The sequence below is a fragment of the Streptomyces sp. DH41 genome (genome assembly GCF_029813785.1).
In the GTDB taxonomy this organism is placed as follows: domain Bacteria; phylum Actinomycetota; class Actinomycetes; order Streptomycetales; family Streptomycetaceae; genus Streptomyces.
Genome location: NZ_JARVKY010000004.1, coordinates 96,751 through 109,161, shown reverse-complemented (window position 1 = coordinate 109,161; position 12,411 = coordinate 96,751). Strand labels below are relative to the sequence as shown.

12 protein-coding genes are annotated in these 12,411 nt (G+C 69.9%); 3 read left to right on the top strand and 9 right to left on the bottom strand.

Going from position 1 to position 12,411, the window contains the following annotated elements:
- Positions 1–70 precede the first annotated feature (70 nt).
- On the bottom strand, positions 71–985 hold the full coding sequence (locus QC283_RS09220; protein ID WP_279560897.1) for a YceI family protein: 915 nt from the start codon (positions 983–985) through the stop codon (positions 71–73).
- A 440-nt stretch (positions 986–1,425) separates the two neighbouring features.
- On the opposite strand from QC283_RS09220, the gene QC283_RS09215 reads away from it, so the two are divergent.
- Positions 1,426–1,974 carry a YciI family protein gene (locus tag QC283_RS09215; RefSeq protein WP_279560896.1) on the top strand — a complete coding sequence of 183 codons (549 nt, stop codon included), beginning with the start codon at positions 1,426–1,428 and terminating at the stop codon, positions 1,972–1,974.
- Between the two features lie 52 nt (positions 1,975–2,026).
- Here QC283_RS09215 and QC283_RS09210 read toward each other — a convergent pair whose 3' ends face one another.
- The 5 genes from QC283_RS09210 to QC283_RS09190 all read right to left on the bottom strand — a co-directional run bounded on the left by QC283_RS09210 (position 2,027) and on the right by QC283_RS09190 (position 7,243).
- Positions 2,027–3,319 (bottom strand): MFS transporter, encoded by a 1,293-nt coding sequence (locus QC283_RS09210; RefSeq protein WP_279560895.1) that lies wholly within the window; start codon positions 3,317–3,319, stop codon positions 2,027–2,029.
- Positions 3,316–3,804 carry a MarR family winged helix-turn-helix transcriptional regulator gene (locus QC283_RS09205; RefSeq protein ID WP_279560894.1) on the bottom strand — a complete coding sequence of 163 codons (489 nt, stop codon included), beginning with the start codon at positions 3,802–3,804 and terminating at the stop codon, positions 3,316–3,318. Before QC283_RS09205 ends, QC283_RS09210 begins: the two co-directional genes overlap by 4 nt.
- 83 nt (positions 3,805–3,887) lie before the next feature.
- Positions 3,888–4,616, bottom strand: a complete 729-nt coding sequence (locus QC283_RS09200) for an alpha/beta hydrolase (protein WP_279560893.1) — start codon at positions 4,614–4,616, stop codon at positions 3,888–3,890.
- 264 nt (positions 4,617–4,880) lie between these two features.
- Positions 4,881–5,774: an aminoglycoside phosphotransferase family protein gene (locus tag QC283_RS09195; protein ID WP_279560892.1), complete on the bottom strand. Its 894-nt coding sequence runs from the start codon at positions 5,772–5,774 to the stop codon at positions 4,881–4,883.
- Positions 5,775–6,046: 272 nt separating this feature from the next.
- Positions 6,047–7,243 carry an MFS transporter gene (locus QC283_RS09190; RefSeq protein WP_279560891.1) on the bottom strand — a complete coding sequence of 399 codons (1,197 nt, stop codon included), beginning with the start codon at positions 7,241–7,243 and terminating at the stop codon, positions 6,047–6,049.
- Positions 7,244–7,362: 119 nt separating this feature from the next.
- On the opposite strand from QC283_RS09190, the gene QC283_RS09185 reads away from it, so the two are divergent.
- A complete protein-coding gene (locus QC283_RS09185) occupies positions 7,363–7,920 on the top strand; it encodes a TetR/AcrR family transcriptional regulator (protein WP_279560890.1) in 558 nt (185 codons plus the stop codon).
- Between the two features lie 87 nt (positions 7,921–8,007).
- Here QC283_RS09185 and QC283_RS09180 read toward each other — a convergent pair whose 3' ends face one another.
- The gene (locus QC283_RS09180) at positions 8,008–8,235 is read right to left on the bottom strand and encodes a hypothetical protein (protein ID WP_279560889.1); all 228 of its coding nucleotides are present in this window, start codon (positions 8,233–8,235) and stop codon (positions 8,008–8,010) included.
- A 218-nt stretch (positions 8,236–8,453) separates the two neighbouring features.
- Between QC283_RS09180 and QC283_RS09175 the strand changes: the two genes are divergently transcribed.
- The gene (locus QC283_RS09175) at positions 8,454–9,761 is read left to right on the top strand and encodes a phytase (RefSeq protein WP_443032575.1); all 1,308 of its coding nucleotides are present in this window, start codon (positions 8,454–8,456) and stop codon (positions 9,759–9,761) included.
- Between the two features lie 107 nt (positions 9,762–9,868).
- Here QC283_RS09175 and QC283_RS09170 read toward each other — a convergent pair whose 3' ends face one another.
- Together QC283_RS09170 and QC283_RS09165 are read right to left on the bottom strand one after the other, a co-directional pair.
- Positions 9,869–10,162 carry a hypothetical protein gene (locus QC283_RS09170; protein WP_279560888.1) on the bottom strand — a complete coding sequence of 98 codons (294 nt, stop codon included), beginning with the start codon at positions 10,160–10,162 and terminating at the stop codon, positions 9,869–9,871.
- A gap of 202 nt (positions 10,163–10,364) precedes the next feature.
- A complete protein-coding gene (locus tag QC283_RS09165; protein ID WP_279560887.1) occupies positions 10,365–12,404 on the bottom strand; it encodes an ABC transporter ATP-binding protein in 2,040 nt (679 codons plus the stop codon).
- Positions 12,405–12,411: the final 7 nt, after the last annotated feature.

The window sequence follows — 12,411 nt, the reverse complement described above, 5'->3', positions numbered from 1 at the left end:
GCGCCACATGGTGGTGCCGGCGCCGTCGGGACGGGCCGGTCAGTGCACTGAAGCGTTCGCCCGTAAGCGTCTACTCCGGGGGCGTGGGCGTGTCGTGGGTGCGGTACATGGCCTGTACGTCCATCTCCAGCTGGATGGTCGGACCGACGACCGCGATACCGCGGGCCAGCATGGAGCGCCAGTTGAGGGTGTAGTCCTCCCGGTGGAGTTCCGCCTTGGCGAGAGCCGCGCAGCGCAGCTCCTGGTCGTAACCCCCGTTGACCATCCCGAGGTAGGTCGTGTCGAGGCCGACGGAGCGGCTGGTGCCGTGCATGGTGAGCGTGCCGTGCAGGGTCCACTTGGACCCGCCGCGGTAGGCGAACCGGGTACTGGTGAAGTCGATGTAGGGGTAGCGCTCGACGTCCAGGAAGTCGGCGGAACGCAGGTGGTTGTCGCGGGTGTTGTTGCCCGTAGTGATGCTGGCGGCGTCGATACGCACCGAGACCTGTGAGTCGGTCATGTCCGGTGCGACGCGGATGCCGCCCTGGAAGCGGGTGAACCGGCCGTGGACATGGGCCATGCCGACGTGTTTGGCGATGAACCGAATCGCGGTGTGCGGAGGGTCGAACAGCCAGGTTCCGGCTGTCGGAAGCTCCAGTTGGCGTGCGGGTGCGAGACCGAGGCGCGTCGGTGGCAGAGCGACCCCGGCCGTGATGTCGACGGTCTCGCGGGCGGGTGACAGGCCCTCGGCAACGGTCATGACGCTGTAGGAGCCCGGGGGCAGCGTCGCTATGAAGTAGCCGTTGGGGTCCGTGGTTCCACGTGTCACCACCCGGTGGCTTTCCACCGCGGTCACGGTGACCTCGGCTCCGCCCATGGGCTGCCCCGTGGGATCGACGATCTCGAAACCGAACGCCCCGGAGTCGGGCGGCAGGGGGACCGAGATGCTCGCTCCGGCACCGGAGGTGCCGTGCGAACGCCGACGACGAAGCAACCTGAGGGCCATGGAGTTCACCTTTCTTCACAGGGGCACCGCGACGCGGGCCACTCGGTCGGCGATGTTCGCGGTCGCCAAGGGGCGGCGACAGGAGGGCGTATGCGGAGGCGGCGGTTCGCTGATGATCATAAAGCCGCCCGGTTCAGCCACCTCGCACCTGTACGCGAGCTTTCCCGCGCCCTGGCCCGTGGAAGTCGGGTCGTAAATCAGTACATAGACGGCCCATATCACCGCACCTCGGCTCCGCTGCTTTGCAGCAATGCTGTGGCGAAGGGCACGGAAGGGGGCAGTGATTTTCACCGGCAGCCCTGAGTTCCACCACAGGCCCGACACAAGCGGGACGGGTGACGGCTGAGCCATGTCAGGGAGGGCCGATCGTCCGGAGCACGAGGTCGCCGTCGTCCAAAGCCGGTTGAGACGGTGCTCGTGATGGGGGAGGGTCTGCGGTCATGGAGTTCTTCTGCTATCACCGCGATCGGCCCGGCTCCCTCGCGTTGCGCGAAAAGTTGCTGGAGGAGCACTGGTCCTACATGGACCGGTACACGAAGGAGCTGATCGCTCGCGGCCCGACCTTCGCCGACGATGGTGAAACACCCACCGGAAGTGTGCACATCGTCGACCTGCCCGACCTCGCCGCCGCCCGCGCGTTCGCCTTCGACGAGCCCAACCACCAGGCCGGCGTGTACCGGGACGTGCTGCTGCGGCGGTGGCACAACGTGCTGGGGCGCACCATGTGGGATTTCCCGGGTGGCCGGGGCGGTGGCAAGCGGTACCTGGTGCTCGGCCTCGGCGAGGGCCGGGCCGCGGACCTCGCCCTGCCGTTCGACCGGGACGAGCTGGTCGCGTACGGGCCGCTGCTGTCCGACGACGGCGACACCTGGTTGGGTACGGCGGTGCTGCTCAGGGCCCCGGATCCGGACACGGCACGAGCCGTCCTGAACCCGGACCGCTACGCGGACATCGAGGTCCACGACTGGGAGTTCGGGGGGCGTCGATGAGCCTGCCCCCTTCCCCTCGCCGGGCGTCGACGCCGGAGGCGAATCAGCAGACTCAACCGGCGGGCGCCGCCGCGTCGGCGACTCCGGAGACGGCCGGCTTCGCGGCAGCGGGCGGCGTGCGATAAGCGCGAAGGGGGGCGTTGGTCGCGGCCACGGCGACGACCGCCAGGACGGCGGACAGTCCGCCGAAGACCAGGGAGAAGGGGGCGGAGGTGGCCGACGCCAACAGGCCACCACGGAAGTTGCCGAGTTCGGGGCCCGCGACACCGATGACGTGTTCCACCGAGGAGACCCGCCCCCGGTACGCGTCCGGGGTCTCCAACTGGACCAGGGCGCCGCGGGTGACGACAGACACGGTGTCGGCGGCGCCCGCCACGGCCAGGCAGCCGAGCGCCAGCCACAGCGGCCCCGCCAGACCGAAACAGGCCAGCGCCATGCCCCAGACCCCTGCTGCGGACAGCTGCACCAGGCCGCTGCGGCGCCAGCGCGTCACTGTGCCGGAGAGCAGTCCGGCTGTGATCCCCCCGACCGCGACAGCCGAGAGGAACAGGCCGAGGGTCTGCGGGTTTCCCCCGAAACGGGTCTCGTTGACCAGCGGGAAGAGTGCGATGGGCATGGCGAGCAGCGTGGCGGACAGGTCGGTGGCCATCGAGCCCCACAGTGTCGGACGGCGCAGGGCGATCCGCCAGCCGCCACGCTCCGGCCGGCGCCTGCCGCCTGCCGCGTCGGCGCCTTCGGGACGCATGGCAGGCAGGCGGATCACCGCGACCATCGAGACTGCCACGGCCACGGCCTGGGCGGCGTATGCGGCGGGGAAATCCCAGCGGGCGATGATCAGCCCGGCCATCGCGGGTCCGGCCATCATCGCTGCCTGGAAGGAGACGTTGGTCAGCGCGAGCCCGGCCGCCACCTGGTCGCCCGGCAACAGCCGGACCGGGAAGGTGCGCCGGGCGGGAGCGCCGAGAGCGCTGCAGCTCGTCCCCATGGCGACCAGGGCGAGCAGCAGCAACACGTTTCGGTTGTCCGCCAGGGCCTGGGCACACAGCCCTGCGGCGGCCAGCAGTTGGCCCGCAGTGGTGGCCCGTACCACCGCACGGCGGTCGACGGTATCGGCCAACGTGCCGCCGAGCAGCCCGAACAGCACCATCGGCAGGCCGGTGGCGAGTCCGATGACGCCGGTGCCGACTGGGCTGCGGGTCAGGTCCCAGACCTGGGCCAGCACCGCCACGTTGGCTATCTGTCCGCCGAGTTGGGAGACCGAGGTGCCGAGCCACAGGTCGCGAAACGACTGACTGCTGCGCAGCGGTCGGGTGTCGAGGAAGCGGACACGGACACGCCCCCTCATCGCGGTGGCTCGACAAGGTGCCGGAGGATCCGCTGCCGCATCGACCGGCGTTCCAGCGCCCGCCGCACCTCCTCGACGACGGTGGTCATCGCATACGGGACCTCCCTGTCCAGCTCGGCGACCGTCTCATGGGTAGCGCGCCACTCCGCCTCCAGGAACGGCACCAGCGACCGGCCGCGTTCGGTCAGGTCGATCCGCCGGGTGCGGGCGTCAGGCCCCGGCTCGGAAGTGACCAGGCCCTCCTTGCGCATGGCGGCGACGGTCTGGCTGATCGCGGAGTGCGAGCGGCCCAGGGACTTCGCGAGCTCACGAATGGTCAGTGGTCCGGTGTGGGCGAGCCGGATCAGCGGATAGGCGAACCGAGGCCGCACCCCCTCGATGCCACGTTCGACGTAGACCTGCTCGATCTCGGCGTCCATGGCTGCCAGAAGCTCGTGCAAGGAGTGCCAGGGGTCGGGTAGCGCTGTGGGATCTGAAGATGTCACAGCGCTAATATAACAGCGCTGCGGTAATTAAGGAGCCAGGGATCGAACACTCAGCGACAGCGGCTGTCCCGTCGGTCCCCGCCTCATTTCAGATGTCGGGTGAAGAACTGGACCGCGGCGTCCGCCGCGGACTGCGGGACGCCGGTGTGCCCGCCCATGTTGGCGTTCAGGGACTTCTCCTTGGAGCCGAAGGCGTCGAACAGGTCCAGGGCGGCCTGCCGGTCGTTGCCTTCGTCGTCCCACTGCAGCAGGACGTGCAGCGGAATGGTGACCTGGCGGGCCTCCTCGAACGTGGCGCGAGGCACGAAACTCCCGGCGAAGAAGCCGGCGGCCACGATGCGCGGCTCGACCACCGCAAGGCGTACGCCGATGGAGATCACTCCCCCCGAGTACCCGACCGGGCCGCCGATCTCGGGCAGCGAAAGGAGGGCGTCCAGGGCGGCCTGCCATTCCGGGACCGCCTTGTCGACCAGCGGGAGGAGGAGGGCGTCGACGATCTCGTCGCTGACCGGCTCGCCGGCCTCCATCGCCCGGCGCAGGTCGGCGCGGGCCTGTTCGGCGGCGGGCAGGCGGGGCCGGTCGCCGCTTCCGGGGAGTTCGATGGTGGCCGTGGCGAAGCCCTCCGCCGCGGAGTGCCGGGCCCGGTCCACCAGTCGGGGGTACATCTTGCGCAGCCCGAGGGGAGGGTGGCCGAGCAGGATCAGCGGCGTCGGTGCGGATGCGGGTGTCCACAGGATGCCGGGGATCTCACCGAGGGTGAATTCGCGTTCGAGGACGCCGTTGTCGAGGCGCTGCTCGGAAGTGAAACGCATGGTCGTGCCTTTCGGAGTGCACTGGAACGGCGCTCCCGGACGACCTGTCTATCGCCCGACCGTGACCTCGGAGGGGAGCACCCATGTCGTTACCACGTTCACGGGAACCACCTCCTCGATCTTTCGCACGGTCTCCGGAAATGTAGCGGTGGCAGCCCTCGTCCGCCAACGGGTTTTTGCGGAGCCTCCGTGGCCGGATGGCCGCGGAGGCACTGCGCGGAGCTAGCAACGGCTGAGCGGCTCCGGCCGGAGCCACCGGGCGGATCAGCCGCCGGCCAGGGCCATGAGGAACGTGGTCTCCGCGTCGTCGCGCCCCGCACACAGTCTGGGAACCGCATCGAGGGCGGCCAGGGCCCGGCACCAGTCCAGCACACGATGAGGAGACAGACCAGGAACCAGTGCCGCCAGTTCCGCGATCCTCTTCTCCAGCATGGCTGGATCCGCAACTCCTGCAACCACCCAGTCCACGGCGTCGAAGTCCGGGTCGCCCCACGTCGGCCTCGGGTCGATCGCCACCATGCGGGCGCCCGGACCGGACAGCACGTTGGCCGGATGGAGATCACCGTGCACGAGTCCCACAGGCCCACTGCCCGCAAGCTCCAGGGCCGCCGCCCGGGCCCGACCAAGCACCGTCCGATCGACCAGGCCCTTCGCGCGGGCCGCCGCCGACCTGCGTTCAGTCAAGTCGAACAGGAAGTCGATCCGGTGCGAGAGAGGCCGAAGTACCGAGTGCTCCCCTGGCACGGGAGGTGAGGCCCGAAGGTCTCGCAGCAAAGCCGCGACCTCGGGCAGGTCCCAAGCCAACTGCCGCACCGGCACTCCGGGTTCCACGTTCTCCAGCAGCAGAGCCCCGGCTGCGAGGTCCACTGCCAGCAGAGTGACGACCGACGGCGTATCCGCCCAGGCTCGCAGGGCTTCGGCCTCCTCACGCGCGATCAAGGGCTCGGGCGTGAGCTTCAGCCACACCGAGGCACCGGTGTCGCGCCGCAGGCAGCGGAACACCCGCGAGGTGCCTCCACCGCTCGCCGCGACGAGTTGCAGGTTCCAACGGGCAGCGAGCTCATGGACGAGGGTCGGCAACTCGTCACACCAACCGAGTACATCAGCGCCGAACCGAACGACGAGCCGGTCCCGGACCTCTGGCGCGACGCGGGTCAACTCTCTCAACACTTCCCCCGTAGGTGGTCGATGCACTTCCAGCGGATCCTATGAGCATGGACCGCGCGCGCTCCACTGCGCGCAGGCACCGCAGCGCGTGCTCGGGGCCGCGCCCGGCGCAGCCCCGGGAGGTGTCCGCTGATGGCGGCCGCGCTGGACGAGGAGGACGCCGATCGACCCGTGCGCGTGCTTCATGGACGGTCTCCGGAACTCACCAGGCGCTGAGGGATTCGTGCTGGACACGTGCCCGAAGGCGGGTGCGCCGAGGGCGGTCAGACGCGTACGGAGTCAGGGACTCGAGCGCGGGTGCCGGCGGCAGGGGCCAAGAAGACGGCCGTGGCGACGAACGCCAACACCACCACCATGGCCGAACGCAGTCCGTAGTGGTCGCCCAGGAAACCGAGAGCGGGCGGCCCCACCAGGAAGGCGACGTAACCGATCGTCGCCACGAGACTGACACGGGCGGTCTGGTCGGGTCCCGAATCGCCCGCGGCGGACAGGGCCACCGGAAAGCCCAGGGACGCGCCCAGACCCCAGAACAGGACGGCGGCTGCCGCCACGGCGGCGTTGTCGGAGAAGACGACCAGGGACAGACCGGCGGCGCCGGAGAGCGCGCTGGCCCGCACGACAGTCGTACGGCCGTAACGGTTGAGGAAGAACGTGCCGCTGAAGCGGCCCAGGGTCATCGCCGCGGCGAAGCCCACGTAGACGAGCGAGCCGGCTGCGGCGTTCAGTCCGTGGCCGTCGACCATGAGCAGCGGCAGCCAGTCGTTGGCGGCTCCCTCCGCGAGGGCCATGGCCAGGACGATGGCCCCGATCAGCAGGAGCCTGCGGTCCCTCCACACCTGCGGCTTCTGGAACCGCGCCTGCTCAGAGGCGGGCGGTGCCGCGCGGATTCCGGTCCTGGCGGGGACGGCACCGATGGCGTACGCGAAGATCGCGGTCGCCACCACGGCGACGGCCGCCAGGTGCCAGTGGGCGGGGAACGACGCGGCGGTGGCCGCCATTCCGACCAGGCCTCCGATGACGGTCCCCAGGCTGAAGCATCCGTGCAGCGTGGGCAGAACGGCGGTGCCGGTGATCCGTTCCACGTCGGCGCCGTCCACGTTGATCGCCACCTCACCCGACCCGACCCCCGCGCCGAACACACACAGTCCCGCGGTGACCAGCGGTGCGGAGGCGAGGGCGCTGCCCACGGCGACGATGACCACGCTCGCGATGACCAACAGGGTCGCGAGTGCCGTTACGGGCCTGGTGCCGAACCTCGACACGAAGCGGCCGGAACACAGGATGCCGGCCATGGAGCCGACCGACAGCCCGAAGAGCACCAGTCCCATCTGGCCGGTGGACACTCCCAGGTGATCGCGGATGTCCGGAGTGCGCGTGATCCAGGAGGACATCGCGAGGCCGTTGAGGAAGAAGAACAGGAACAGCGCACGACGGCGTCGGCGCACGGCGCGGTCTATCAAGAAGGGCTCCGCTGGCATTCGACAGAATGGACAGGCAGGCAACGAGTCCGCGCACCCACCAAGTATGCACAAATGTACACACCGGGTGGGTGTCCGAGAAGACAAGGCAGGCAACGGCGATGACAGGCAGTACCCGCGGCCCCAACGACCCCCGACGCCGCGAACGCATCCTCGACGCCGCGCTCGACGTCATCGCTGAGCACGGCGCCATCAAGGTGACCTTCCGCAGGATCGCGGACGCGGCCGGGGTACCGCTCGGTTCACTCACCTACTACTTCGACGACATGCAGCACCTGCTCACCGACGCCTTCACCCGGCATGCCGAGTCCGTCTCCACGCGGTACGGGGCCCTGCTGGAGGCGGCCCGGTCACCTCGGGAGGCACAGGAGGCGGTCGTCGAGATCATCTGCGGCAAGGTCTGGGGAACCGACCGCAACCTCCTGCTCAGCTATGAGCTCTACGCTTTCGCCACCCGCCACCCCGAGGTGCGCACTGTCATGCGGTCCTGGATGCAAGCCAGCCGGGACTCGCTTGCCAGGCACTTCGACCCACTCACCGCACGGGCCCTCGACGCACTGATCGAAGGATTGTCCATCCACAACTCCGTCGACCTACGGCCCACCGACCGCGCGGAAGTGGCCGCCATCGTCGACGCCGTAGTCGATCGGGACCGTTGAACGCGACCGGCACCTCTCCAGGGTTTCCCTGTGGACGCGGACGTACCGGCCGGTTCCGGAGACGGGCGGCCGACCGCTGACCCCGGCCTACGCGGCGGTTCCGTGCCCGGTCTCCCGCGGATCCCCCATCGGCTGCGTGAGCCCCTCATCCGGTGCCGTACGCCGGGCTGGCTCCATGGCGTCCAGTTCCCAGTGGTGCCGGCACTCCTCGCACCGGACCTCGCCCGGTCCCGGCCCGGTCGGCAGCAACTCCCCGTTCGGGCAGTCGCTCCCGTCCCCACGCCCCGCACACGCCTGCTCCGTTGTGTACACCATGCGTTCGACCGTGCGCCCGGTCCGGGGCGGGCGGGCAGTGGGCTTGCGGGGGCGCACAGACGCTCACCCCCGGCACCCCGCCCCAGGCAGCGCCAACCGCCCCACGAGCGGTTGTTCATCTTCGGGACAGCCCCTCGTTCTGCTATTCCTCGACAGTCCGTCACCGAACGACTTCAGGATGAGCTCGTCATGTTCGCGACATGAAGGGACCACAGTTCATGGCTCAGTCCGTCCGAGACCGTACCGCCGTCGGCCGCTTCACACTGCTCGCGGCCCTCGCCGCCCTCGCCATGGTGACACCCCATGTGGCCGTAGCGGCCGACGATCTGCCCGGTGTGAAGCCGATCGCGGAGACCCCTTCCGAGTACGACGACGAGGCGGGCGGCAACGCGGACGCCGACGACCCGGCGATCTGGCGCAACCCGGCGGACCCGGACCGCAGCCTGGTGGTCGCCACCGCCAAGGAGGGCGGTCTGCGCGTCTACGACCTGGACGCCCGCGCAGTGCAGTCCGTGGCCGCGCCCGAAGCGCCGGGACCGGGCGACGCCCCCGGCCGGTTCAACAACGTCGACCTCGTGCACGGCATGAGGATCGGCTCAGCCAAGGCCGACCTTGCCGTCACCAGCGACCGTGGCAGTGACCGCTTGCGGATCTACCGCATCGACGGCGGCAACGCCGACACTCCGCTCACCGACGTCACCTCCCCTTCAGCGCCTACGATCCACTCGTCCTCGCAGGAGGAGATCAACGAACAGCGGACCGCCTACGGACTCGCCACGTGGACCGAACCGTCCAGCGGCCGCGCGTACGCGGTGGTCAGCCGGCGGGAGCGCACCGCGCTCAGCCTGCTCGAATTGACGGCGGCCGCCGACGGCACGGTCTCCTACCGCAAGGTTCGCACCCTCCAACTGCCCTCCGCATTCAGGCTACCGAACGGCGGGACCTGGGCGCCGTGCGGTGAGCCGGACGAACTGCCGCAGGTCGAGGGCATGGTCGTCGACCCGCGGAACGGCACCCTGTACGCGGGCCAGGAGGACGTCGGCATCTGGCGCCTGGACGCCGACCTTCGCGGAACTCCGGAACTGATCGACAAGGTCCGGGAGTACGGAGTGCCCGGCACCTACGACGAGGAGACCGAGGAGTGCGTCCCGGGCGAGAATCCGGGCTACGGAGGCAGGCGCCTGTCGGCCGATGTCGAAGGCCTCACCCTGCTCAACCAGGAGGACGGCGACGGCTACCTGCTCGCCTCCAGCCAGGGCGACGACAGCTTCGCCGCATACGACCGCGAACTGGACGACGACAACGAGTACGAAGGTGGCTTCCGGGTGGTCGCCACCTCCGACAGCCTCGACGGCACCGAGGAGAGCGACGGCGCCGCCGTCCTCAACGAGCCACTCGGAAGGAAGTACCCGCACGGTCTGCTCGTCGTCCAGGACGGCGACGACAAGCCGGGCGAGACGGACCGGGAGGCCACGAACTTCAAGTTCGTCGACTTGAAGCCTGTGCTCGACGCCCTCGACGACTGACACTGTGTCACTCGTGCCGTTCCCTGCCGTGCCGTGCCTGATGAGCTACAGGGCCGCCGGAGGCGGACGACACCGGCGCCTCCCCCTGGCTGCACCGGTTCAAGCGCTCAGAGGATGAAGACGCTCTGGGCCGTCTCCGTGTAGTAGGTCTCGCTCGGGAAGACCAGCCACTCGACCGGACCGGTGCAGTCCGGTCCCGAGTGGACCTCGGCGATCGCGTCGGTGTGGTTGGTCACCGAGGACGGGTACCAGTCGATGGCGTAGCAGCCGCTCGGGTCTTCCTGTTCGCTGCCGTTGATGATCAGGACGCCTTCCGCCGCGTACGCCGATCCCGGCACCGCAACCAAGGTCACGGCGGCCGCCAGTGCCCCGAGGGCCACGGCCATGCGTCGTCGCATCATGTGGGGGTCCCCTCCTCGAGCGGACCGCGCATGATGCGACCCACTGAAGTCACTCAGTGTATTCGAGTGGGCGCTTCCTGTATCCGGCGTGTGGAGGCAACCTCTCGATCCCCGGAGTGCGCCGTCTGGCTTCAGCTGTGCCCGAAGCCGGGTTTACGGCGAGGGAGGGCATCGATCGGGCGGGGCTCCGTGGTGCCGAGGGTCACCCGCGCCGAGGCCGCGGAGCCCTCCTGTCCGTGACGTCAGGGCCGCGACGGGGCTGTGGCAAGTCACCGCCCACAGGTGCGGTGAGCCCGTACTGGGCGGCTTGGGCCTGGAACATGGCCTGATAGAGGCCGCCCGGACGGGACATGAGGTACTCGTGGCCGCCGTGCTCGGCGACGCGTCCGTGATCGAGGACGTAGATGTGATCGGCGGTGGCGGTCGCGGCGAGCCGGTGGGTGATGAGGACCACCGCGGTGCCGCTGTCGGCGAGGGTGCGCAGGCGCTCGAAGGCCTCGATCTCCGCGTGGGGATCGAGGGCGGAGGTGGGTTCGTCCACGAGAAGAACGGGGGCGTCGCGGTAGCGGCTTCGGGCGTTGGCCAGCTTCTGCCACTGGCCACCGGAGAGTTGGACGCCACGGTCGTAGCCCTTGAAGACGATCGAATCCCAGCCGTGAGGGAGGTCCTCGATCAGTTTTCGGATGTCGGCGGCCTGGGCGGCCTCCTCGACGCGGGTCATGTCGCGTGGGCGGTCGCCGGCGCCGATGGCGATGTTGGTGGCGGCGGTCATCTGCCACTGGGGGTAGTCCTGGGCGAGGAGCCCGACGGAGCGGAAGATGCCCGCCCGGTCGGCCGCGCGTGCCTCGACACGTTCACCGCCGGGGCCCTCCCACCACACGGTGCCGTCGGTGGGCAGGAGAAGGCCGGCGAGAATCTTGGCGAGGGTGGTCTTGCCGGAGCCGTTCGCGCCGACGAGCGCGGTCACCTGGCCTCGCTGGACCCGCAGGCTCACGTCATGCAGGGAGGGGGTGCCGGCGCCGGGGTAGGTGAAGGAGACCTTGTCGACGGCGACCGCTCGAACGGGCTCGGGCACAGGCACGCCGGTGGCGGGGATGGCGTGCCGGGCGGCGAGTCGGGTGGCTTCCTCGGTGTCGCCCAGGTGGAGCATCTCCTCGTACATGCGGTTGACCTGCTGGACGAGGGAGCGCAGGCGGGCGGTCGAGGTCTGAATGGCGACCACGGCGGTGCCACCCACCGCAAGAGGGAGGCCGCCGCTGGTGAGCAGCCACCACAGCACCCCGTAACAGCCCAGCGAGGCCATGCCGGAGAAGGCTCCGGCGACGAGGTCGGTGTGTGCCTGGGCGCGGGCCAGACGCCGCTGTTCGGTCTCCATCAGGGAAGACATCTCCGCGTAGCCGCGCAGCAGCAGCGCGCCGGCCGAGTGCGCCCGGATCTCGCCCGCCGCATGGGGGAGCGTCAGGTACTGCAGGAGCGTCGCGACCGCTCGCCGATGGTCGACCCAGTGACGGCGCGAGAGGTACTCGCGCCGGGCCGAGCGCACCGCGCCCCATCCCTTGGGCAGCGCGATCGCCAGCAGCATCGGCAGCAACGCCCAGTGCAGCGAGGCGAGTACGACGGCCGATGCCACCATGCTGATCAGCACGCCCGCCACGCTCACCGACAACCCCAGCATGCGCCGCGCCGAGTCCGTACCGAACTTGCCCGCCTCCAGGATCCGCTGGACCTCCGGCTGCTCGGTGGCCGCCACCTCCACACCGGTGACGGCCCGGTAGTAGTCCGTGGCGACGGCGCGCTCGACCTGCGGCTCCAACCGCCCGGACATCGCCGTCGTCCACGCGGCCAGCAGCGCCGTCCCGACCGACACGGACGCCAGCACGACCAGGGCGGGAAGCGACTGGCGCAGCTTGTCCGCGGTCGGACCCTCCGCGAACAGCTCGGTGAGCACCCGGTTGACCGCCACCAACCCCCACGCGGCCGTCACACCCTGCCCGACCTGCGAGACCACCAGCCCCGCCAGGGCACGGCGGTCCACACCCCACCCGGCCCGCAGCACCACCGCGACCATACGAGGCAACGCCGAGGCCATCTGTCCGAACGTCATGCGCGTCAACGCACCCTCGTGGTGCACGAAGGCCTGGTTGTAGCGCAGGCGCCCGCCGAACAGTTCCTGCTCGGCCGCCGACACGCCACCGGCGTGGGGCGGCGGCTTGCCGGGAGTGCCGTCGTGCGGTGGGGACATCGTGCTC

Bases quoted from the DNA above. Each gene is read 5' to 3' on its own strand.
- QC283_RS09220 (WP_279560897.1), bottom strand. From the start codon at position 985: ATGGCCCTCAGGTTGCTTCGTCGTCGGCGTTCGCACGGCACCTCCGGT.
- QC283_RS09215 (WP_279560896.1), top strand. From the start codon at position 1,426: ATGGAGTTCTTCTGCTATCACCGCGATCGGCCCGGCTCCCTCGCGTTG.
- QC283_RS09210 (WP_279560895.1), bottom strand. From the start codon at position 3,319: ATGAGGGGGCGTGTCCGTGTCCGCTTCCTCGACACCCGACCGCTGCGC.
- QC283_RS09200 (WP_279560893.1), bottom strand. From the start codon at position 4,616: ATGCGTTTCACTTCCGAGCAGCGCCTCGACAACGGCGTCCTCGAACGC.
- QC283_RS09185 (WP_279560890.1), top strand. From the start codon at position 7,363: ATGACAGGCAGTACCCGCGGCCCCAACGACCCCCGACGCCGCGAACGC.
- QC283_RS09180 (WP_279560889.1), bottom strand. From the start codon at position 8,235: ATGGTGTACACAACGGAGCAGGCGTGTGCGGGGCGTGGGGACGGGAGC.
- QC283_RS09175 (WP_443032575.1), top strand. From the start codon at position 8,454: ATGGCTCAGTCCGTCCGAGACCGTACCGCCGTCGGCCGCTTCACACTG.
- QC283_RS09170 (WP_279560888.1), bottom strand. From the start codon at position 10,162: ATGATGCGACGACGCATGGCCGTGGCCCTCGGGGCACTGGCGGCCGCC.
- QC283_RS09165 (WP_279560887.1), bottom strand. From the start codon at position 12,404: ATGTCCCCACCGCACGACGGCACTCCCGGCAAGCCGCCGCCCCACGCC.